The following is a 19,618-nucleotide window of genomic DNA, read 5'->3' on the forward strand; positions in this document are numbered from 1 at the left end:
CGATGCGCGCCTTCGCCGAGCTTCTGGATCGCCTGTCCCTGACCGCTTCGCGCAATGCGAAGCTGGTGCTGGTCAGAGATTATCTGAGGGCGACGCCCGATCCGGATCGGGGCTGGGCGCTGGCGGCGCTGACGGGCGACCTGACGTTCGACGCCGCCAAACCGGCCATGATCAGGAAGGCGGTCGAGGGGCGGGTGGACAGCGTGCTGTTCGGCTGGTCCTACGACTATGTCGGGGATCTGGCCGAGACGGTGGCGTTGATCTGGCCCGTGACGCCCGATCATCGGCCCAATCGCGAGCCGGAACTGGCCGAGGTGGTCGAGGCCTTGCGCACCGCCAGCCGGGCCGAGGTGCGGGGCCTGCTTGAAGGCTGGCTCGACGCGCTGGAGCCGAAAGGGCGCTGGGCGCTGCTGAAGCTGATGACCGGGGCCCTGCGGGTCGGACTGTCCGCGCGGTTGGCCAAGACGGCGGCGGCGATGATGCGACCGGACGCGGTGATGGCGCCGCCGTCACCGGACGGGGACGAGGCGCAGACGACGCTGGAGGCCCTCGACGCCTCGGCGATCGAAGAGGTCTGGCACGCGGTTGAGCCGCCCTATCCCGACCTGTTCGCCTGGCTAGAGGGCAGGGCGGAACGGCCAAGCCCGGATGCGCCCGGACGGTTCCGGCCGGTCATGCTGGCGGTCGCCATCGACGAGGCGGTCGATCTGCCCAAACTGTCGCCTGCCGACTACGCCGCCGAATGGAAGTGGGACGGCATCCGCATCCAGGCGGTGCTGGAAGGCGATGTCCGCAAACTCTATTCTCGCACCGGCGACGAGATTTCGGCGGCCTTTCCCGATGTGATGGAGGCCCTGGCGTTTCAAGGCGCGATCGATGGCGAGCTGATCGTCTGGCGCGATGGGGCGGTGGCGCCATTCGGGGATCTGCAACAGCGGCTGAACCGCAAGACGGTGGACGCCAAGGCGATGCAGGCGTTCCCAGCGGCGGTGGTGGCCTATGACCTGCTGGCCGAGGACGGCGAGGATTTGCGGAGTTTGCCGCTTCGCCAGCGCCGGGCGCGGCTGGAAGACTTGGTCGCGGGCCATACCGGCGATCGGCTGCAACTTTCGCCGGTGGTCGATTACGCCGACTGGGATCAGTTGGCCCGGCTTCGAGCCGATCCACCGGTCGGGGCCGCTGCGGAAGGCCTGATGCTCAAACGCTGGGACAGTCCCTATCTGGCGGGGCGACCCAAGGGATTGTGGTTCAAGTGGAAGCGCGACCCCCACGTCATCGACGCCGTCCTGATGTACGCCCAGCGCGGGCATGGGAAACGCTCCAGCTTCTATTCCGACTACACCTTCGGCGTCTGGACGCCGGAGGGGGCGCTGACGCCGGTGGGCAAGGCCTATTTCGGCTTCACCGACGAGGAGCTGAAACAGCTCGACAAGTTCGTGCGTGACCACACCATCGACCGTTTCGGACCAGTGCGTTCAGTGCGGGCCGAGCGGGATTTCGGCCTGGTGCTTGAGATTGCCTTCGAGGGGCTGAACCGATCGACGCGGCACAAGTCGGGCGTGGCCATGCGCTTCCCGCGCGTCAGCCGCATCCGCTGGGACAAGCCGGCGCGAGAGGCCAACACCATCGACGACGTTATGGACCTGCTGGACGCCATCGAAAGCGGCGGCGGACGGATCGCCAAGGCCTGAAAACGGGCTTTCGGGGGTTCCAATCGGCGCGTCAGGCGTTAGACCCGGCCCTATGTCTTCGCCAATCCCAGCCGATATCACCCCTATCGCCGAAGCTGTCGCCGCAGGCCGCAAGGCCGTGTCCGTAGACGCCGCCGTGATCGCCAAACTGACCGACATGGCGGGTGATTTCGCGATCAACCTGACCATAGCCATCCTGATCTTCGTCGCGACGGTCTTTGCGGCGAAATGGGCGGCAAGGGCGGCCCGCAACGCCCTGTCGCGCGTTAAGGGCTTCCGCCACGATCCGACGGTTCTGAGCTTTGCGGTTCAGGTCGTGCGGGTGGTGGTGTTCATCATCGGCATGATCGCGGTGCTGCAACGGCTGGGGGTGCAGACGACCTCGATCATCGCGGTCCTGGGCGCGGCGTCACTGGCGGTGGGCCTGGCGTTGCAGGGCACGCTGTCGAACGTGGCGTCTGGGATCATGCTGCTGGTGTTGCGGCCTTACCGGGTCGGGGACATCGTCGATGTCGGCGGAATGAGCGGCACGGTCCAGCGGCTGGACCTGTTCACGACCCAGCTGTCGAACGCCAACAACCACAAGATCGTCATTCCGAATTCCAAGGTCTTGAGCGACGCCCTGACCAACCTGACCGGCCAGCAGACGCGCCGGATCGAGATCAACTTCACCGTCGGCTACGGCGACGACCTGAACGAGGCGCGCAAGGCGCTGGCCGACATGGCCGAGGCGCACGACAAGGTGCTGCACGATCCGCATCCCTGGACGGGAGTGACGGGCCTGCTGGACAGTTCGGTTCAGGTGACGCTGCACGCCTGGGTCAAGGTCGGTGACTGGTGGCAGACCCAGGCCGATCTGATGCAGGGCGGCAAGGAGGCGCTGGACGCCGCCGGTATCGAGATTCCGTTCCCGCACCAGGTCGCTGTGCCCTATGGCGACCATGACCCGTCGTCCGCCATTCCCGGCGCAACGGCCTCTGTCACCGCGTTCAAGGCCAGTTGATGCGTTACGATTTCGGCTCCGACAACACCGCAGGCATGGCGTTGAGCGCCATCGAGGGCCTGGTGCGCGCCAACAAGGGGTTCGCTAGAGCCTACGGCGCCGACGACGTCACCGCCCGCGCCGCCGATCAGATTCGCCAGCGGCTGGATGCCGACGCCGAGGTGCGTTTCGTCTTCAGCGGCACGGCGGCCAACGCCATTGCCCTGTCGATGCTGGCCCAGCCCTATGAGGCGGTGCTGGCGCACAACGCCGCCCACATCTGCACCGACGAGACGGGGGCGCCGGGCTTCTTCGGCCACGGCGTCGGCCTGATCGGCCTGCCGGGCTTTTCGGGCAAGATCGATCCGCTGGCCTTGCAGGCGCAACTGGCCGAACCCGAGGTCGGTCACCGCCAGCCGCCGGCCGCCCTGTCGCTGACCCAGGCGACGGAGTATGGCGCGGTCTATACCGAAGAAGAGCTGCGCCACCTGATCGAGCCGGCCAAGGCGCTGGGATACGGCGTCCATATGGACGGTGCGCGACTGACCAACGCCGTCGCCTGCGGGTTCGACCTGAAGGACATTCCGCGCCTGGGCGTGGACGTGCTGGTGTTCGGCGGCGCCAAGGCGGGTGCCAACTGCGCCGAGGCCATCGTGCTGTTCGACAAAAGCCTGGCGCGGCGACTGGACAATCGCCTGAAACAGGCCGGGCAGACGGCGTCCAAGACCCGCCTGCTGTCGGGACCGATGCTGGGGCTTCTGGAAAGCGGCGACTGGGAGAGCGGCGGCGCGCATGCCAATCTGATGGCGCAGAAGCTGGCGGCGGGGATCGCGAGGTGCTCGCCCTATACCCTGGCCCATCCGGTCGAGGCCAACGCCGTCTTCGTGCGTATGCCGACCGAGGCGCACGCACGCCTGAACGCCCTGGGCTGGGCCTGCTATCCGTTCGACGATGGATCGGTGCGGTTCGTCTGTTCGTGGGCGACGCAGGAAGCGGCGGTGGACGAGCTGATCGAGGCGGTTGTCAGTCTGGGTTGAGCCACTAATCCCCGGTCACGCGCCAGCGTGGCCTTTCCCCGGTCGCAATGGGTTTCCATATGCGGATCATGGCGATACGAGGCGAACGCTCCGGCGGCAGGCGTGACCCGATGGTCAAGGCGCAGCAGGCAGGGAGCCTACAGGACAAGACGGATGGACCCCCGACGCTGACGGCGCTGGCGGACCTCGCGCGGCTGGTGGCCCGTTCGGGCGCGCCACACCTGAAACTGAGGCTGATCTGCGCCATCCTGCTGACGCTCGCGGGCAAGGGACTGGGCGTGATGGCGCCGCTGGTGCTGGGCGCGGCGGTCAACCGTCTGGCGGCGGGGCAGGGCGCGGCGACAGCCGTCGGCCTGGGCTTTGCGGCCTTCGCCATCGGCTGGACGGTCGTGCGGTTCCTGTCGGCGGCCTCGCCCCTGATTTCGGACGTGGTGTTCGCGCCCGTGCGCGCCGCCGCCCAACGCACGACGGCGGCCGAGGCCTTCGCCCATGCGTTGAGCCTGTCGCTGGATTTCCACCAGACCAAACGCTCGGGCGCCCTGTCGCGGACGATGGATCGCGGGTCGCGGGCGGTGGACTTCCTGCTGCGCATCCTGGCCTTCAACCTGATCCCGACCGGGGTCGAACTGGTGCTGGCGGCGGGGGTGCTGGGCGCGAAATATGACTGGCGGTTCGCCGCCGTCGCGGTGGTCGTGGTCGTCATCTACACCGCCGCCACCTTCGCCATGTCAAACTGGCGGCTGGAGCATCGCCGGATCATGAATGCGGCGGATTCCGAGGCGGCCGGCGTCTCGGTGGACGCCCTGCTGAACTATGAGACGGTCAAGTCGTTCGGCGCCGAGACCCGTGCGGCCCAGACCTATGACCGGGCGCTGGGCGACTATGCCGAGGCCTCGCTGAAGGCCAACAGCTCGCTGGCCATGCTGAACGGCATGCAGGCCCTGGTGATGAACCTGGGGCTGGGCGTCATGGCTGTGATGGCCGGGTTCGAGGCGGCGGCCGGTCGGATGGGGCCGGGCGACGTGACGGCGGCTGTGCTGATCATGATCTCGCTGTATGCGCCGCTAAACATCCTGGGCTTCGCTTATCGGGAAATCCGCCAGTCCTTCATCGACATGGAGGAGATGCTGAAGGTGACGCGTCAGACACCACAGGTCGCCGATGCGCCCAATGCGCTGGCCCTGCCGCGCCCGGTCGATGCGCGTGGCGCCTCGGTGCGGTTCGAAAACGTCGGCTTCCGTCACGACGCGCGGGCCAACGGGCTGGAGGACGTCAGCTTCTTTGCCGCGCCCGGCACGACGACGGCGCTGGTCGGGCCGTCCGGCTCGGGCAAGTCCACCATCGTCAAACTGGCGCTGCGTCTGCTCGATCCGCAGGAAGGGCGCGTGCTGATCGACGGCCATGATGCGCGTCAGGTGACGCAGGCGTCGTTGCGCGCTGCGGTGGCCCTGGTGCCGCAGGACGTGGCTTTGTTCAACGAGACCCTGGGGGCAAACATCGCGTTCGCCCGACCCGATGCGGACGAGGCCCAGGTCTGGGCGGCGGCCGAGGCGGCGGAACTGGCCGACTTCATTCGCGGCCTGCCGGACGGGATGGAGACGCGGGTGGGAGAACGGGGGTTGAAACTGTCCGGCGGCGAGCGTCAGCGTGTCGGCATCGCGCGGGCTCTGCTGGCCGATCCCTGCATCCTGATCCTGGACGAGGCGACCAGCGCCCTGGACAGCCGAACCGAGGCCGCGATCCAGAAGACCCTGCAAAAGGCGCGTCATGGTCGCACGACCCTGGTGGTGGCGCACAGGCTGTCCACCGTGGCGGACGCCGATCAGATTCTGGTGCTGAAGACCGGGCGGATCGTCGAACGCGGCGGGCATCATGAGCTGGTCGCGCGGCAGGGCGGGGAATACGCCGCCCTGTGGCGCAAGCAGACGCGCGCCGGCAAGGCGTCTCAGGTCGCGGACTGATCGCTCGCGGGCAACTTCTTGCGCAGGACTTCGTGCAGATTGGTCAGGATGGCGCTGCGGGCGGCCTGCTCCTCGGGCGGCAGGGACAGCAGCACCTTCATCGCCTGGGCGTGGACGGTTGCGATGCGCCAGTCGAATCCGCCTTGGCGCGGGGCTGCGTCCAGCAGGTCGCATAGCCCTTTCGCCGCCGTGCACAGGTCGTCCATCGCGAACGGGCTGGCCGCGTCGATGATCTGGCTGGAGGCGGAATAGGCCAGATCCAGCCGCATCGGCTCGATCAGGCCGGGCTCGGGCTTGGCCAACAGCACGGCGATATTGTCGGCGATGATGGCGCGGGCCTGGTCCTGCAAGGCGTCCAGATTGGCCCTGGCCTGGGCCAGGGCGACACCGACGCTGACGCCGCCGGGGCGATCCAGCATCTCGGACAGGCGCGACTTGCGCTGATTGTGGGTGATGACGGTCATAGGGCCAGGCTCTCCATCCCTTTGGCCTTGCGTATCATGTCGACCCGGCGTTCGACGCCCTCATAGCCGCTGTGTCGGAACCGGCGATCGGGTCCCAGATAGTCGCCGACTTCGAGGAAGGGCCGGCTGTCGCGCGCGACCCACAGGATCCGCTCCAGCAGCATGGCGGGGCTGAACGGCTTGGTGACGACGAAGTTGGCGCCGCAGTCCCGTGCCTCGGCTACACGCCCGCGCCGGATGTGGCTGGCGGTCATGATGACGGGAGTGAAGGCGTTGGGGTTGGGCCCGGATCGGCGCAGCCAGCGCACCAGTTCGAACCCGTCGATGTCGGGCATGTCGGTATCCACGACCAGCAGATCGATGGGCTTGTCGGTCAGCAGCTTCTTGGCCTGGGTTCCTGTGCCGCAGGCGAAGGCGGGCCGGATGCCGAACCCGGTCAAGGCGTTGGACGTCAGCGTCAGCGAGAAGGGCGAATCGTCGACGATCATCGTGATCGCGCCACCCAGGTTGAAGACGGCGCTTTCGCGCAGGGATTCGCCGCCGCTCATGCCGCAAAGGGTCCGGTCTGTCCCGCCGTCGTCGTGATCATGGCCGGTCGCAAACCCCGATGCGCTCCAGTGAAGGTCGCAGCGTGGCAGACGATGGTGGATGCTGCGTTAACGCTGTTCGGCTAGAGGGCGCCGATGGCGTAGAAACGGTCGGCGCGCCGCTTCTTGATCTGTTGGGGCGACAGACCCTCGAAGCCTTTCAGCTCTTCCGCCAGAACGTCGCCGACATTGGCCATGGCGGCGTCGCGGTCGGTGTGGGCGCCGCCGACCGGCTCTTCGATCAGGCGATCCACGATCTTCAGGCCCATCAGGTCCGGGCCGGTGATCTTCATCGCCATGGCCGCGTCCCTGGCCCTCGCGCCGTCGCGCCACAGGATGCCGGCCGCGCCCTCGGGCGAGATGACCGAATAGATCGAATGCTCCAGCATCAGCACGCGGCTGGCCGCCGCGATGGCGATGGCGCCGCCGGATCCACCTTCGCCGGTGATGGTGGCGATGGAGGGCACGCCCAGCGTCAGGCAGCGCTCGGTCGAGCGGGCGATGGCCTCGGCCTGACCGCGCTCCTCGGCGCCCAGGCCCGGATAGGCGCCGGCCGTGTCGATGAAGCTGAGGACCGGCAGGCCGAACTGCTCGGCCATGTCCATCAGGCGCACGGCCTTGCGATAGCCCTCGGGCCGGGCCATGCCGAAATTGTGGGTGATGCGGGTGGCGGTGTCGTGGCCCTTTTCATGGCCCATGATCACGACCGGACGGCCGCGAAAGCGCGCCAGGCCGCCCAGGATGGCCTGGTCGTCGCCGAACTGACGGTCGCCGTGCAGTTCGTTCCAGTCGGTGAACAGGCTCTGGACATAGTCGATGAAGTGCGGACGCTGCGGGTGGCGCGCGACCTGGGTCTTCATCCAGGGGTCCAGACCGGCGTAGGTCTTCTTGCGCAGCTGCTCGGCCTTCTTGCGCAGGCCCTCGATCTCGTTGTCGAAATCGCCCGAGGCGTCGGACAGCAGCGACAGCTCCTCGATCTTGGCTTCCAGATCGGCGATCGGCTTTTCGAAGTCGAGATAGTGCGTGGCCATCAAGGCGTCCGGGAACTGCGAGCGGGCAAGAGCGCCCTTGGGGAAGGCGGGGGAACCTAGAGAGGTCAACGCCGCCGGGCAAGCGGCGGTTCAGAAGGCCTTTGGCAAACCGGCCTGTTTGAGGATTTCGTTGGCCATGATCCGCATGGGCTTGGATGGCACGGTGACTTGGCGACCCGCTGCGTTTCGCCACTTCTCGTGACTGCCCTTGCCGCCTGGAACGCGCTCGAAGCCGGCATCCTTAAGCCGTCGCGTCAGGTCTCTGTAGTAGTCCTGAACCATCAATCTTCCCCGGAATCGAATCTAGAAACGATTCTCGCGCGGGCCGCAAAGTCGCAACGCCATGGTCAGGCTGCGACCAGATCGAGTTGCCGTGACGCCTCGAAACGAATAGCGACGGGTTCGTGGATGTCCAGATTGGAGGCGAGGAGGTCGGGCGCGAAATGCCTGATCAGATCCTCGAATTCTTCCAGCGTGTCCGTCTGAAGGACGAGGCCCGGAATGTCGGACTCGCTGTACCAAACGCTGGCCTCAGCGTCCCAGATCGCCTTGACGTAGAATGAATGCGCCATGGCCCGAATATGCGCCGTCAGTCGTCGCGCGCCAAGGGGTGGTTTTGGTGGACGACCTGGGCCAGGCGGTCGGTGGCGACGTGGGTGTAGATCTGGGTGGTGGCGATGTCGGCGTGGCCCAGCAGGGTCTGGACGACGCGCAGGTCGGCGCCGCCTTCCAGCAGGTGGGTCGCGAAGGCGTGGCGCAGGACGTGGGGGCTGACGCGGGCCGGGTCGATACCGGCCGTGATCGCGGCCTCGTCCAGCAGTTGGGCGAAGCGGCGGGGGGTCAGGTGGCCGGTGCGGCCGGAGGAGGGGAAGAGCCAGGGGCTGTCGGGCGCCTCGGGCTGGCGCCCATCTTTGCCCTTGAGCTTGGCGTCTCGTGCGGTCAGCCAGGCCTTGATCGCTTCGCGCGCGGCGATGTTCAGGGGCGCGAGCCGTTCCTTGCCGCCCTTGCCGCGCACGATCAGATAGGCGGGATCGCGGCGGATGGCCTCGACCTTGAGCCCTAACAGTTCTGAGACCCGCAGGCCCGAGGCGTAGGCCATCTCGACCAGGGCGACCAGGCGCAGGCCCGCCGCTGCGTCGCGGGCGGCAGAGGCGGCAAGCAGCCGGTCGATCTCGTTGCGGGTCAGAACCTTGGGCAGGGACCGGCCCTGTTTCGGCGCGTCGAGGCGGCGCGACGGGTCGTCGGTGCGCCAGCCCTCGGCCAGAGCGAAACGATAGAACTGACGCGCGGAGGACCGGCGGCGCGCGGCGGTGGCGGCGGACAGGCCGCGCCGTGACAGGTCGGCGAACCAGCCCTCGACCGCCTCGGCGTCGGCCTTCATCAGACCGCCGGCGTCCGACAGCGCCGTCTCGGCGTCGGCCAGATCGCGGCCATAGGCGGACAGGGTGTGGGGCGAGGCGTCGCGTTCGACGGCCATCATCTCCAGAAAGGCCTCGATCTGGGGCGTCATCGCACAGACCGTCCTTCGAACGGATGGCGTGGGAGCGGGCTTGGTGTAGAGGTTTGATCGATCATGCCTGCCTGCGTCGCCGCCTTCGCCGTCCTTTCGACCGACCGTTCCGCCGGAGCCGCCGGATGAGGCGGCGCGCGAATCCGGGACCGACCCGCACCATAGCCCTGGTCGGGCTGATGGGGGTGGGCAAATCGTCGGTGGGACGCCGGCTGGCCAATCGGCTGCGGCTGCCGTTTGCGGATGGCGACGTGGAGATCGAATCAGCCGCCGGAATGACGGTTTCGGAAATCTTCGCCGCCCTGGGCGAGGCCGAGTTCCGGGCGGGCGAGGCGCGGGTGATCCGCCGCCTGCTGGAAGGGCCGCCCATCGTGCTGGCCACCGGCGGCGGGGCGATGATGAACCCCGAGACGCGCGCCCTGCTGAAGACGCGTTCCGACACCGTCTGGCTGAGGGCCGATCTGGCGGTGATCGCGGAACGAGTGGCGCGGCGCGACACGCGGCCGTTGCTGCGCGGCAAGGATCCGCTGGAGGTGCTGACCGGCTTGGCCGAGGAGCGCTACCCTATCTATGGCGAGGCGGACGTGACGGTGGACGTGGGCCAGGGCTCGCACGGCCAGGCGGTGGACGCCATTCACAAGAACCTGCGCCGGCACTGGCGCCACAGACGGCGTGCGGAGACGAAGACGTGACGATCATTCCGGTCAGCGGCGGGGCCTTTGCGGCCTATGACGTGGTGGTGGGACGCGGCCTGCTGGCGCAGGCGGGGGCGCATATCGCGCCGCTGGCTAAGGGGCGGACGGTCATCGTCACCGACGAGACGGTGGCGGGCATCCACGCCCAGGCCCTTATGGCGTCGCTGACGGCGGCGGGCGTCAAGAGCGAGATCGTGGCCGTGCCGGCAGGCGAGGGGTCCAAGTCCTTCTCCGAGCTGGAGCGCGTGCTGGACCGGTTGCTGGAGATCGGGCTGGACCGCAAGGATGTGGTGATCGCTCTGGGCGGCGGGGTGGTGGGGGATCTGGCCGGTCTGGCGGCGGCGCTGTTCATGCGCGGGATCGACTTCGTGCAGATCCCGACGACCCTGTTGGCCCAGGTCAACTCGTCGGTCGGCGGCAAGACGGCCATCGACACGCCGCGCGGCAAGAACCTGGTCGGGGCCTTCCATCAGCCGCGTCTGGTGCTGGCCGATATCGACGTGCTGGCGACGCTGCCGCCGCGTCAGGTGAAGTCCGGCTGGGCCGAGGTGCTGAAGCATGGGCTGATCTGCGACGCGGCCTTCTTCGACTGGTTGGCCGGCGAGGGTGCGGCAGGCGCGACCGGCGATCCGGCGGCGCTGGAGAGGGCGGTGATCCGCTCGGTCGAGATCAAGAGCGCGGTGGTCGGCGAGGACGAGAAGGAGGCGGGGCGGCGCGCCCTGCTGAACCTGGGCCACACCTTCGGTCATGCGGTCGAGACCGAGGTCGGGTTCGACGAGGGGGCGCTGGCGCATGGCGAGGCGGTGGCCCTGGGATGTTGCATGGCCTTCCGCTATTCGGCGCGCGAGGGGCTGTGTTCGGCCGCCGACGTGGCGCGGGTCGAGGCGGTGGTCGCGGCGGCGGGCCTGCCGACGCGGCTGGATCAGGCGGGATCGTTCGCGGCCGACCGGCTGCTGGCCCTGATGGCGGGGGACAAGAAAGCCGAGGGCGGGGCGCTGACCCTGATCCTGGCGCGCGGCATCGGCCAGGCCTTCGTCGCCAAGGGCGTCGATGCAGCCAAGGTGCGGGCCTTCCTGATCGAGGAAGGCGCGACCGCGTGATGCGGATCGCCACGGTGCCGCTGGAGGACCGGTTCGTGCGGCTGGAGCCGTTCGAGGACGGGCTGAAAACCGAGGTGATGGCGGCGCTGGACTGCGACGCGGCCGCTTGGGACATCATGGTCGCGCCGGCCTATGGCGCGCATTTCGAGGCCTGGTGGGACAGCGCATTGGTGGCGATGCGGGCCGGCACGCGGATCGCCTATGCGGTGCGGCGGCTGCCCGATGGGGCGTTGGTCGGCACGACCAGCCTGTACGAAATCAATCCCGCCTATCGCCGCTGCGAGATCGGGTCGACCTTCTATCGGCCGCAGGCGCGGGGCGGGGCGATCAATCCGGCTTGCAAGCGGCTGTTGCTGGGCCACGCCTTCGACTCTGGCGCGGTGCGGGTCGAGATCATCACAGACGCCGTTAACGCCCAGAGCCAGGCCGCCATCCTGAAGCTGGGCGCCAAGGCCGAAGGCGTGCTGCGCAAGCACAAGATCACCTGGACCGGCCGGGCGCGCGACACCGCCATGTTCGCCGTGATCGACGACGACTGGCCCGAGGTGCGCGACGGGCTGGATCGGCGGCTGGCGGCGTTTTAGTCCACCGCCCGGCATTGCGTCGGCTGGCGGCCTTCGACGGACCAGGTGGCGAGGACGCCCTTGCCGCGCAGTTCGACGTTGGAGGCGCGGTACCAGATGCCGTCGGCGGCGCGTTCCTGATACAGGTCGATGGCCTCGCCGGACGAGTTGCGGATAGTCGCCATCTGGCGCGGATTGTCGAAATCGACCGACAGGCGTTCGCCGTTGTCGCACAGATAGACGGTGTGGACGACGCGGTTCAGGGTGCGGTCCTGGATCTCGGCGCCGGTTCGCTGGCGGGCTGTCTGGGCGTCGATGGCGCGTTCCTTGACCTCGTCGCCGGTACGCGGCGCCTTGTCGGGATCGGGACCGCAGGCGGTCAAAAGGGCCAGGGCGGCGAGGCCGCTGAAGATGATCGACTGCGGCAGATCCGGCTTGAACAACGACATTCCCTCCACGGCGACGCCCAACAGCGCAGCTTTTCGCGGCGTTCTAACGTGCGCCGCCTGCAGCCGTTCCCCTCCGTTGACGGAAGAAGGACTTGAGCAGGTTGGACGCCTCTTGCCCCAGAAGACCTGAGTCCGTCGTCGGGCGCCAGTGGCAGGTGGGCTGTTCGAACAGGCGAGGGCCGTGGATGACCGCGCCGCCCTTGGGATCGTCGGCGGCCCAGACGACGCGGCCGATGCGGGCGTGGCTGATGGCGCCGGCGCACATGGCGCACGGCTCCAGCGTCACATAGAGGGTCAGGCCCGTGAGACGGTAGTTGTCCAGCGCCGTCGCCGCGCGTCGCATGGCGACGATCTCGGCATGGGCGGTGGGGTCATGTGACGCGATCGGACCATTGGCGCCGGTCGAAATTACCTCACCTGAGGCCGGATCGACAAGAATTGCACCCACGGGCACCTCTCCTGCGTCCGCCGCCGCTTGCGCTTGGTCCAGCGCCATGCGCATGAACCGCTCATCATGGTCCGCCATACAGACGACAACGACAAGAAGCCCCGCGCCCGTCAAGACGAACGGTCGCCCCGGCCCTTTAAATCCTCCGGTCCCCGCAAGAGCGGCGACGGGACGAAATCCTATGGCGACAAGCCACGCAGCCCTCGCGAAGACGGCCCCAAGCGGTTCGGCGACAAGCCGGCGCGTGCGGGGGCGAGCGATCGTCCACGCAGCGACAAGAGCGGCGGCAAGGACAACAAGGCGTCCGACACGCCCCTGCGCGCCGAGCGAATCGCCAAGACCATGGCCCGCGCGGGCATCGCCTCGCGTCGGGAGGTCGAGCGTCTGATCGGCCTGGGCAAGGTGGCGGTGAACGGCCGCATCCTGGACACGCCGGCGACCCTGGTGACGCGCGACGACGTGATCACCGTGGACGGCAAGCCCATGGGCGGGGCGCAGGCGACGCGCGTCTGGCGCTACCACAAGCCTGCCGGCCTGCTGACCAGCCATAAGGATCCGACGGGTCGCCCGACGGTGTTCGACGCCCTGCCGGCCGGCCTGCCGCGCGTGATCTCGATCGGACGGCTGGATCTGTCGACCGAAGGCCTGCTGCTGCTGACCAACGACGGCGAGCTGAGCCGGGCGATGGAGCTGCCCTCGGCCGGGCTGGTGCGTCAGTACCGGGCGCGGGCGCGGGGCAAAATAACCCAAGAGCAGTTGGACGAGCTGAAGAACGGCGCCGTCGTGGAGGGCATCTCCTACGGTCCAATGGTGGCGACGCTGGACAAGGCCAAGGAAAGCAAATCCGAGGACGGCCGCACGCCGAGCAATCTGTGGATTTCGGTCTCGATCACCGAGGGCAAGAACCGTGAGGTCCGCAAGGTGCTGGAGTCCGTCGGCCTGACGGTCAACCGGCTGATCCGCCTGGCCTATGGGCCGTTCCGCCTGGACGTCCTGCCGGTCGGATCGGTGGAGGAGATCGGGCCGCGCGTGATCCGCGAGCTGCTGGCCGACTACATCCGACCCGAGAACCTGCCGACCGGCAATACGGTCGAGACGCCGGCGCCCATCCCCGGTCGTCGCGTATCGACGCCGATCCTGAAGGGCAACTCGGGCTCGGCCATGTCCGATCCGTCGCGCAAGCCCAGCCGGGTCCGCGCCGCCGAGACGGCCCAGGCCGACGCAGTCGAGCGCCGCGAGCGTCCGCCCAAGAAGGAAGGCTGGGCCAAGGCGACGCCCCGCACCGTCCACCCCAAGAAGACCTACAAGCCTCGCGAGGACGGCGAACGCCCGGCGCGCGCCTACACGCCCCGCGAGGACGGGGATCGTCCGGCTCGCGCCTATACGCCACGCGACGGCGCTCCGGCGCGCAGCAGCGACGGCCCCAAGCGCGAGTACAAGCCGCGCACGGCGGGCGCAGACGCAGGCAAGCGCGACTTCAAGCCACGCGGCTTCGGCGCCAGCGGCAGCAGCCGCGAGACGCGGCCGCCCCGCACCGGCGGCGGCAAGCCGGCTGGCCCGTCGGGCACCAGCGGTCGCGCGCCGGGGGGCAAGCCCCGCACGCCGCGGAGCTAATCCGTGCGGATCGTCGCCGGCAGCCTGAAGGGCCGGGCCATCGTCGCGCCGGACGGGCAGGGCACGCGCCCGACCTCGGACCGGGCGCGGCAGGCCGTATTCAATGTGCTGGAGCACGCCGCCTGGAGCGAGAGCCTGCAGGGGGCGCGGGTCATCGACCTGTACGCCGGTTCCGGCGCCCTTGGGTTCGAGGCGGTCAGCCGGGGGGCGGGCTTCTGTCTGTTCGTCGAGACGGACGACGGGGCGCGGGGCGCGATCCGCGAGAACGCCGACGCCTATGGGCTGATGGGGCGAACGCGGGTGCATCGGAGAAGCGCGACGGACCTGGGCGTCAGGCCCGGCTCGGACGGCGAGGCCTTCGACATCGCCTTCCTGGACCCGCCCTATGGCAAGGGGCTGGGGGAACAGACGCTGCTGCGGCTGCTGGTGGGGAACTGGCTCAAGCCCGGCGCCCTGGTGGTATTCGAGCGCGGGTCGGACGAGCCGGAGATCGACACGCCCGGCTATCAGCGGCTGGACGCGCGCGACTATGGCGCGGCGCGGGTGCTGTTCCTGAAGGTTCTGGCCCTGACCGCATGAGCGGGAAAAAGTGCACTCCGAATTTTTTGAGTGCACTTTCGTGCAGATTTTTGCGAGTGGGTCGCAACGGGATCAGTCCTCGGGCGGCGGACCCAGCAGGGCCTCGTCCTCCTCTGCGATCTCGCGTCGTATCGTGACGCGACAAGCGTCGATGGCCTCGCGGCTCATGCCCTTGAAGAAGTCGGCGTCGAAATCTCGGGCCTCGCGGGCCAGGTCATCGGCCAGACGCCGCCAGCGCCGGGCGTCCGTGGCGCGCCCGCTCTCGACCGCCTCAGCGAAGCGCAGGCGCGCGGTGCGGGCCAGGTCGTCCATGTCCAGGTCGGAATAGAGACCGAGGTCGATCTCGCCGGGCGGGGGCTCGACCTGGTCGCTGCGCCGCCAGCCGTATTTGCGGGCGCGACGGCGAAAGGCGGAAAGGCCCAGGTCGTGGCGGCGACACACGGCCTCGGCGCTGAGGCCGGACAGATAGTCGGCGCGGGCCTGGGCCCAGGTTTGAGCGGCGCGGATGCGATAGACGTCGGTCATGACCGCAGCCGTAAACCAAGGCTACGTCAAATGCGGACGTGGGAAATCCCTGTCCTTCTCCCATTGGGAGAAGGTGGCCCGAAGGGCCGGATGAGGGTTGGGTCCATCCGTCGGCGTCAGCCGTCGCAGGGACACACGTCCAGCATCCGACCCTCACCCTTTCGGCTACCGCATCGCTACGCTCTGCGAGCCTCAAGCCCTCTCCCAACGGGAGAGGGTTACAGCTTTTCGACCAGACCACGCGCGGCGGCCGTCGCCTCGGCCCAGGTGATCTCGAACCCGGCGTCGTCGCCGAAATAGGGGTCGGCGACGGCCTGGCCCTCGCGGCCGGGGACGTGGTCGAGCAGCAGGCTGAGTTCGGCGGTCGCGTCGGCGGGCGCCAGGCAGCGCAGGTTCTCCAGATTGTCGTGGTCCAGGGCCACCACATGGGTGAAGCGGCGGAAATCGGCCTGCGTCACCTGCCGCGCCCGTAACCCCGAGATCTCGACCCCATGCCGCCGCGCCGTCGCCTGCGCCCTCGGGTCCGGCGGCTCGCCCGCATGCCAGTCCCCGGTCCCGGCGGAATCGACAATCAGGTCGAGACGGAGCCGCTCAGCCTCGGCGCGCAGGGCGGCCTCGGCGAGGGGAGAGCGACAAATGTTGCCGAGGCAGACGAAGAGGATGGAGGGTGCTGACAACTGTTAAGCTGCGAGCGTGTTCAAACGCGGTGACAATCGCAGCAAAGCGTAAGCCCGCGGGGCACCAGGACGCCCATTAAATCGCAGCACAACACACTCAACTTCGCGCGTGTTTAACCACTGCCCTACTACGGGAGCCTGAATGCGGTTTACGTAACCAATTCGATGATCGCCGAGAAAGACTTGCACCGCGTCCTTATCATGCACGTTGGTTGGCTCAGGAACTAAGCGCAGCGATTGTCCAACTTCGGGTATGCTGGTTCCGGCCTCATGGCGAAAGCCAGCGATTTCAAAAGACACCTCACCAGAAACTAGGTCAGGATCGAGCGGATCGACTAACGAGAATCCATCACCCGGAAGTCGAGCTTCAGTTAGCGCAAACAGCGCTAAACCGGTTGGAGCTTGGTCGGCAGGGATGGAAAAATATTCAAGGTATTTCGAAAAATCCGACCTCGTTGCTGGAGGTAGTCTTCTTCCAAACGTCGACATGACATTTTCAGTGAAGATCTTGCCTGGCGTATAGTCGAAAGCCGGAAATGAAACAAAACCCTGGCGGCGCATATCTTCAATAGACCGACCCGCATTCAAAGCCTCAAATTCGCTACCTTCGAAGTATCGAAACTGGGGACAAGCTGGCTGGTGGTCTAACATGCCAACTTGCCACCGACGGCGATCTTCCACCCCGTCAGGTGCTTGCCAAGCGAGGACAAGCTGGGCCGGCTTAGCTGGACTTTGGAACCAAACTTTCACGGCGCATCCCCTAAAGCCGCTTGTAAAGCGGCTCGCCTCGCTTTCAGTTGCGCAACCACAAACTCAGCCCGTGCGTCAGAGAAACTCTCTGGAAACCGGAACATCGTGCACCACTGAGCGATTGCCTCGATTCGATGATCTGACAAATCGCGCGCTGCGTCCATCGCATCTCCGACGCCGCCCCGGATGCGCCGTTTCATCTCAGCACAAAGAGCCGCATGTTGTGCTGAGAGTGCATCACCGGCCAACCAGCCATAATGGTGGTGCCCGCCTGCAACCAACTTCGCGATCTCGTTGGGCTGCGCTCTAAACTGCAAATCAGCTTCAGCAATTCCGTAGCCAAGGCTTGTGCCATTATCGAAGGTTGGTGCTAGCCGGTATTGAGGGGCGTCCGGACGAAGCGCGATCAACGTCCCCCAATTTCGCGAATGTCGGTCAGTATTGCCGATAATGGCATCGAACGCGATTGTCCGTGCCCACCACTCTTTCGCTTTGGGGCATGCCAACGAGCGAGATAAGCTAATATTGTCAAGGAGGCTGCCTCGCTTTTCGTTGGTTTTGATACGAGCCCCTTGCAGAAGTTCGATCGCATCGACGTAACGGCTCGGCTCATCGCCAGGATGGTCGTACATGAACTCGATGAGCACACCGGGCGAACCGTTGTCTGGACCCAAAGCAAGGAAAGCCGGAGGTACAGAAACTAACAAATCTCGTGAAAGCTCATAAGCAATTACCTCGCTCCATATCTGTTTGGAGCGCCACCCTGCTGGTTCCTTGAACAAGTATCGGTGGCCACCAATGAGAAAGTTATGAGGCGGTGGATTAGGACAAACGAAAATGCGTTTCGGCTGATTGCCCTGCAGGCCGAACGGATTGTCCTCCAGCTCCCAAGTTCGTAGATCGACTACGTTCTGAGGATGCTGCTCGATTCGCGGCTCGGTTGGCATTTAATCATTCTGCAGTAGGTTTGGCTCAGACACATCCATGTTTGTGAGAGCGGCGAGAGCCAAGGCGTGGCTTAGAAATTGGCGCGCTTCCCAACGTTTTCTCACCGCCGCCCGAACAGCTTCTCCAGATCGTGCAGCTTCAGCTCCACATAGGTCGGGCGGCCGTGGTTGCATTGGCCGGAGTGGGGGGTGGCTTCCATCTGGCGGAGGAGGGCGTTCATTTCGGGGGCCGAGAGGACGCGGCCGGAGCGGACGCTGCCGTGGCAGGCCATCGTGCCGCAGATGGCGGCGAGGCGTTCCTTGAGCGACAGGGCCTGGCCGTGTTCAGCCAGGTCGTCGGCGATGTCGCGGATCAGGCCCTGGACGTCCGTATCGCCCAGCATGGCCGGGGTTTCGCGCACCAGGACGGCGCCGGCGCCGAAGGCCTCGACGATCAGGCCCATCTCGGCCAGCTCCTCGGCCCGCCCGGCGACGCGTTCGGCCTCGGCGGGGTCCAGATCGACCACCTCGGGCGTCAGCAGGGCCTGGCGGGTCACGGACCCCTCGGCCATCTGGGCCTTCATCCGCTCATAGACCAGGCGCTCGTGAGCGGCGTGCTGATCGACGATGACCAGGCCGTCGCGGGTCTGGGCGACGATATAGTTGGCGTGGAGTTGACCCCGCGCGGCGCCCAGGGGGTAGTCGAGAGGGTCGGCGGGGGCATGAGGGGTGAAGGGTGAGTCGTGAGTGGCGGGGGCTGCGGCCGGCTGCTGGGGCCAGCCGGGGCTGTCCCAGCTGGGTTCGACGCGGGCGCTGCGTTCGTTGAGGCCGGGGATGATCTGGGCGGCGGCGGCGGGCTGGGACCAGCCGGTCCAGCCGCTGAAGCCCTGGGCCGAGGGGGCGCTGGGGCTGTAGGCGGGGCCTGAGCCTAGGCCGGTGTGGGGCTGGAAGCTGGACAGGGTTTCGGCGGCGACGGTGGTTGAGGCGCGGTGGCCCGCCGCGTGCAGGGCGTGCCTCAGGGCGCCGACGATCAGGCCGCGCACCAGGGCCGGATCGCGGAACCGGACCTCGGCCTTGGCGGGGTGGACGTTGACGTCGACATAGAGCGGATCGATGTCCAGGAAGAGGACGGCGGCCGGGTGCCGGTCACGCGCCAGGAAGTCGGCGTAGGCGCCGCGCAGGGCCCCTTGCAGCAGCCTGTCCTTCACCGGGCGGCCGTTGACGAACAGATACTGATGCGCCGCATTGCCGCGCGAATAGGTGGGCAGACCGGCGTAGCCCGACAGGCGCACGCCGTCGCGCTCCTGATCGATGAGCAGGGCGTTGGCCTCGAAGTCGCGGCCCAGAAGGGCGGACAGACGTTTCAGCCGGCCCTCGTCGCCGGGGTGTTCGGCGGGCAGGCGCAGGGTGACCTTGCCGTCCAGGGACAGGGTGAAGGCGACGGCCTCGTGCGCCATGGCCTGGCGCTTGATCTCCTCCGAGATGGCCATGGCCTCGGACCGCTCGGACTTCATGAACTTGAGCCGGGCGGGGGTGGCGTAGAAGAGATCGCGTACCTCGACCCGCGCGCCGTGCGGGCCGGGGAAGGGGGCGGGGGCCAGGGGACGGGTCTCGCCGCCCTCGACCGTGATGGCCCAGGCCTCGGTCTCCTCCTGTGAGCGGGTGGTGATCGACAGGCGGGCGACCGAGCCGATGGAGGGCAGGGCCTCGCCCCGGAAGCCCAGGGTGTGGATGCGCAGCAGGTCCACATCGCCGGCGTCGTCGGGCTCCAGCTTCGACGTGGCGTGGCGTTCGATGGCCAGGGGCAGTTCGGCCCTGGGGATGCCCTTGCCGTCGTCGGCGATCAGGATGCGCGACAGGCCGCCGCCGTCGGCCTGGATCTCGATATTGCGGCCCCCGGCGTCCAGGGCGTTCTCGACCAGTTCCTTGATGGCGCTGGCCGGGCGCTCGACCACCTCGCCGGCGGCGATGCGGTTGACGGTTTCGGGGGAGAGGCGACGGATGGGCATGAGGGCAGGAAGATAGGCGG

General features: G+C 67.5%; 22 protein-coding genes. 9 read left to right on the forward strand and 13 right to left on the reverse strand.

Annotated features, from left to right (window positions below; all coding sequences use genetic code 11):
- The first annotated feature begins 2 nt into the window (after positions 1 to 2).
- From AC3ISA_RS13000 to AC3ISA_RS13015, 4 genes are all read left to right on the forward strand, one after another.
- Positions 3 to 1,691: a cisplatin damage response ATP-dependent DNA ligase gene (locus tag AC3ISA_RS13000; protein WP_489180110.1), complete on the forward strand. Its 1,689-nt coding sequence runs from the start codon at positions 3 to 5 to the stop codon at positions 1,689 to 1,691.
- 52 nt (positions 1,692 to 1,743) lie between these two features.
- A complete protein-coding gene (locus AC3ISA_RS13005) occupies positions 1,744 to 2,694 on the forward strand; it encodes a mechanosensitive ion channel family protein (protein WP_489178187.1) in 951 nt (316 codons plus the stop codon).
- Positions 2,694 to 3,710, forward strand: a complete 1,017-nt coding sequence (locus tag AC3ISA_RS13010) for a threonine aldolase family protein (protein WP_489178188.1) — start codon at positions 2,694 to 2,696, stop codon at positions 3,708 to 3,710. The genes AC3ISA_RS13005 and AC3ISA_RS13010 overlap by 1 nt, the downstream gene beginning before the upstream one ends.
- Before the next feature lie 68 nt (positions 3,711 to 3,778).
- Positions 3,779 to 5,671 carry an ABCB family ABC transporter ATP-binding protein/permease gene (locus tag AC3ISA_RS13015; protein WP_489178189.1) on the forward strand — a complete coding sequence of 631 codons (1,893 nt, stop codon included), beginning with the start codon at positions 3,779 to 3,781 and terminating at the stop codon, positions 5,669 to 5,671.
- Here the strand turns inward: AC3ISA_RS13015 and AC3ISA_RS13020 are convergent.
- From AC3ISA_RS13020 to AC3ISA_RS13045, 6 genes are all read right to left on the reverse strand, one after another.
- Positions 5,656 to 6,135: a chemotaxis protein CheE gene (locus AC3ISA_RS13020; protein ID WP_489178190.1), complete on the reverse strand. Its 480-nt coding sequence runs from the start codon at positions 6,133 to 6,135 to the stop codon at positions 5,656 to 5,658. The genes AC3ISA_RS13015 and AC3ISA_RS13020 overlap by 16 nt on opposite strands.
- Positions 6,132 to 6,683: a response regulator gene (locus tag AC3ISA_RS13025; protein ID WP_489178191.1), complete on the reverse strand. Its 552-nt coding sequence runs from the start codon at positions 6,681 to 6,683 to the stop codon at positions 6,132 to 6,134. The genes AC3ISA_RS13020 and AC3ISA_RS13025 overlap by 4 nt, the downstream gene beginning before the upstream one ends.
- Before the next feature lie 122 nt (positions 6,684 to 6,805).
- On the reverse strand, positions 6,806 to 7,753 hold the full coding sequence (locus AC3ISA_RS13030) for an acetyl-CoA carboxylase carboxyltransferase subunit alpha (protein ID WP_159844693.1): 948 nt from the start codon (positions 7,751 to 7,753) through the stop codon (positions 6,806 to 6,808).
- Between the two features lie 90 nt (positions 7,754 to 7,843).
- Positions 7,844 to 8,035, reverse strand: coding sequence for a type II toxin-antitoxin system HicA family toxin (locus AC3ISA_RS13035; RefSeq protein WP_372694772.1), 192 nt, complete (start codon positions 8,033 to 8,035; stop codon positions 7,844 to 7,846).
- A gap of 65 nt (positions 8,036 to 8,100) precedes the next feature.
- Complete coding sequence (locus AC3ISA_RS13040) at positions 8,101 to 8,325, reverse strand: DUF1902 domain-containing protein (RefSeq protein WP_159844687.1); 225 nt, start codon at positions 8,323 to 8,325, stop codon at positions 8,101 to 8,103.
- A gap of 17 nt (positions 8,326 to 8,342) precedes the next feature.
- Entirely contained in the window at positions 8,343 to 9,263 is a 921-nt protein-coding gene (locus AC3ISA_RS13045; protein WP_489178192.1) for a site-specific tyrosine recombinase XerD, read from the reverse strand.
- Positions 9,264 to 9,388: 125 nt separating this feature from the next.
- Here AC3ISA_RS13045 and AC3ISA_RS13050 point away from each other — a divergent pair, with 125 nt between their 5' ends.
- From AC3ISA_RS13050 to AC3ISA_RS13060, 3 genes are read left to right on the forward strand one after another with little or no spacing between them, the layout of a single operon-like run.
- Positions 9,389 to 9,955 (forward strand): shikimate kinase, encoded by a 567-nt coding sequence (locus tag AC3ISA_RS13050; RefSeq protein ID WP_489178193.1) that lies wholly within the window; start codon positions 9,389 to 9,391, stop codon positions 9,953 to 9,955.
- Entirely contained in the window at positions 9,952 to 11,058 is a 1,107-nt protein-coding gene (gene aroB, locus AC3ISA_RS13055) for a 3-dehydroquinate synthase (RefSeq protein ID WP_489178194.1), read from the forward strand. Before AC3ISA_RS13050 ends, aroB begins: the two co-directional genes overlap by 4 nt.
- On the forward strand, positions 11,058 to 11,642 hold the full coding sequence (locus AC3ISA_RS13060) for a GNAT family N-acetyltransferase (RefSeq protein ID WP_489178195.1): 585 nt from the start codon (positions 11,058 to 11,060) through the stop codon (positions 11,640 to 11,642). The genes aroB and AC3ISA_RS13060 overlap by 1 nt, the downstream gene beginning before the upstream one ends.
- On the opposite strand, the gene AC3ISA_RS13065 is transcribed toward AC3ISA_RS13060, so the two are convergent.
- Both AC3ISA_RS13065 and tadA read right to left on the reverse strand, forming a co-directional pair.
- Entirely contained in the window at positions 11,639 to 12,070 is a 432-nt protein-coding gene (locus AC3ISA_RS13065; protein ID WP_489178196.1) for an MliC family protein, read from the reverse strand. The genes AC3ISA_RS13060 and AC3ISA_RS13065 overlap by 4 nt on opposite strands.
- A gap of 43 nt (positions 12,071 to 12,113) precedes the next feature.
- Positions 12,114 to 12,572: a tRNA adenosine(34) deaminase TadA gene (tadA, locus tag AC3ISA_RS13070; protein ID WP_489180111.1), complete on the reverse strand. Its 459-nt coding sequence runs from the start codon at positions 12,570 to 12,572 to the stop codon at positions 12,114 to 12,116.
- Positions 12,573 to 12,584: 12 nt separating this feature from the next.
- On the opposite strand from tadA, the gene AC3ISA_RS13075 reads away from it, so the two are divergent.
- Both AC3ISA_RS13075 and rsmD read left to right on the forward strand, forming a co-directional pair.
- Positions 12,585 to 14,132, forward strand: a complete 1,548-nt coding sequence (locus tag AC3ISA_RS13075; protein ID WP_489178197.1) for a pseudouridine synthase — start codon at positions 12,585 to 12,587, stop codon at positions 14,130 to 14,132.
- 3 nt (positions 14,133 to 14,135) lie between these two features.
- Positions 14,136 to 14,711: a 16S rRNA (guanine(966)-N(2))-methyltransferase RsmD gene (gene rsmD / locus AC3ISA_RS13080; RefSeq protein WP_489178198.1), complete on the forward strand. Its 576-nt coding sequence runs from the start codon at positions 14,136 to 14,138 to the stop codon at positions 14,709 to 14,711.
- A gap of 72 nt (positions 14,712 to 14,783) precedes the next feature.
- On the opposite strand, the gene AC3ISA_RS13085 is transcribed toward rsmD, so the two are convergent.
- The 5 genes from AC3ISA_RS13085 to mutL all read right to left on the reverse strand — a co-directional run bounded on the left by AC3ISA_RS13085 (position 14,784) and on the right by mutL (position 19,598).
- On the reverse strand, positions 14,784 to 15,236 hold the full coding sequence (locus AC3ISA_RS13085; protein ID WP_489178199.1) for a hypothetical protein: 453 nt from the start codon (positions 15,234 to 15,236) through the stop codon (positions 14,784 to 14,786).
- A 218-nt stretch (positions 15,237 to 15,454) separates the two neighbouring features.
- Positions 15,455 to 15,913: a low molecular weight protein-tyrosine-phosphatase gene (locus tag AC3ISA_RS13090; RefSeq protein ID WP_489178200.1), complete on the reverse strand. Its 459-nt coding sequence runs from the start codon at positions 15,911 to 15,913 to the stop codon at positions 15,455 to 15,457.
- Positions 15,914 to 15,916: 3 nt separating this feature from the next.
- Complete coding sequence (locus AC3ISA_RS13095; protein ID WP_489178201.1) at positions 15,917 to 16,663, reverse strand: HIRAN domain-containing protein; 747 nt, start codon at positions 16,661 to 16,663, stop codon at positions 15,917 to 15,919.
- On the reverse strand, positions 16,660 to 17,610 hold the full coding sequence (locus AC3ISA_RS13100) for a HipA domain-containing protein (protein WP_489178202.1): 951 nt from the start codon (positions 17,608 to 17,610) through the stop codon (positions 16,660 to 16,662). Before AC3ISA_RS13100 ends, AC3ISA_RS13095 begins: the two co-directional genes overlap by 4 nt.
- Before the next feature lie 101 nt (positions 17,611 to 17,711).
- On the reverse strand, positions 17,712 to 19,598 hold the full coding sequence (gene mutL / locus AC3ISA_RS13105; RefSeq protein WP_489180112.1) for a DNA mismatch repair endonuclease MutL: 1,887 nt from the start codon (positions 19,596 to 19,598) through the stop codon (positions 17,712 to 17,714).
- Positions 19,599 to 19,618: the final 20 nt, after the last annotated feature.

This window comes from Brevundimonas sp. KH_058, from assembly GCF_057838505.1.

Coding starts and splice junctions, on each gene's coding strand:
- tadA (WP_489180111.1), bottom strand. CDS start 12,572: ATGCGCATGGCGCTGGACCAAGCGCAAGCGGCGGCGGACGCAGGAGAG.
- mutL (WP_489180112.1), bottom strand. CDS start 19,598: ATGCCCATCCGTCGCCTCTCCCCCGAAACCGTCAACCGCATCGCCGCC.
- AC3ISA_RS13005 (WP_489178187.1), top strand. CDS start 1,744: ATGTCTTCGCCAATCCCAGCCGATATCACCCCTATCGCCGAAGCTGTC.
- AC3ISA_RS13045 (WP_489178192.1), bottom strand. CDS start 9,263: ATGACGCCCCAGATCGAGGCCTTTCTGGAGATGATGGCCGTCGAACGC.
- AC3ISA_RS13010 (WP_489178188.1), top strand. CDS start 2,694: ATGCGTTACGATTTCGGCTCCGACAACACCGCAGGCATGGCGTTGAGC.
- AC3ISA_RS13085 (WP_489178199.1), bottom strand. CDS start 15,236: ATGACCGACGTCTATCGCATCCGCGCCGCTCAAACCTGGGCCCAGGCC.
- AC3ISA_RS13065 (WP_489178196.1), bottom strand. CDS start 12,070: ATGTCGTTGTTCAAGCCGGATCTGCCGCAGTCGATCATCTTCAGCGGC.
- AC3ISA_RS13000 (WP_489180110.1), top strand. CDS start 3: ATGCGCGCCTTCGCCGAGCTTCTGGATCGCCTGTCCCTGACCGCTTCG.
- AC3ISA_RS13025 (WP_489178191.1), bottom strand. CDS start 6,683: ATGAGCGGCGGCGAATCCCTGCGCGAAAGCGCCGTCTTCAACCTGGGT.
- AC3ISA_RS13020 (WP_489178190.1), bottom strand. CDS start 6,135: ATGACCGTCATCACCCACAATCAGCGCAAGTCGCGCCTGTCCGAGATG.
- AC3ISA_RS13035 (WP_372694772.1), bottom strand. CDS start 8,035: ATGGTTCAGGACTACTACAGAGACCTGACGCGACGGCTTAAGGATGCC.
- AC3ISA_RS13075 (WP_489178197.1), top strand. CDS start 12,585: ATGGTCCGCCATACAGACGACAACGACAAGAAGCCCCGCGCCCGTCAA.
- AC3ISA_RS13040 (WP_159844687.1), bottom strand. CDS start 8,325: ATGGCGCATTCATTCTACGTCAAGGCGATCTGGGACGCTGAGGCCAGC.
- AC3ISA_RS13050 (WP_489178193.1), top strand. CDS start 9,389: ATGAGGCGGCGCGCGAATCCGGGACCGACCCGCACCATAGCCCTGGTC.
- AC3ISA_RS13060 (WP_489178195.1), top strand. CDS start 11,058: ATGCGGATCGCCACGGTGCCGCTGGAGGACCGGTTCGTGCGGCTGGAG.
- AC3ISA_RS13100 (WP_489178202.1), bottom strand. CDS start 17,610: ATGCCAACCGAGCCGCGAATCGAGCAGCATCCTCAGAACGTAGTCGAT.
- AC3ISA_RS13015 (WP_489178189.1), top strand. CDS start 3,779: ATGGCGATACGAGGCGAACGCTCCGGCGGCAGGCGTGACCCGATGGTC.
- AC3ISA_RS13030 (WP_159844693.1), bottom strand. CDS start 7,753: ATGGCCACGCACTATCTCGACTTCGAAAAGCCGATCGCCGATCTGGAA.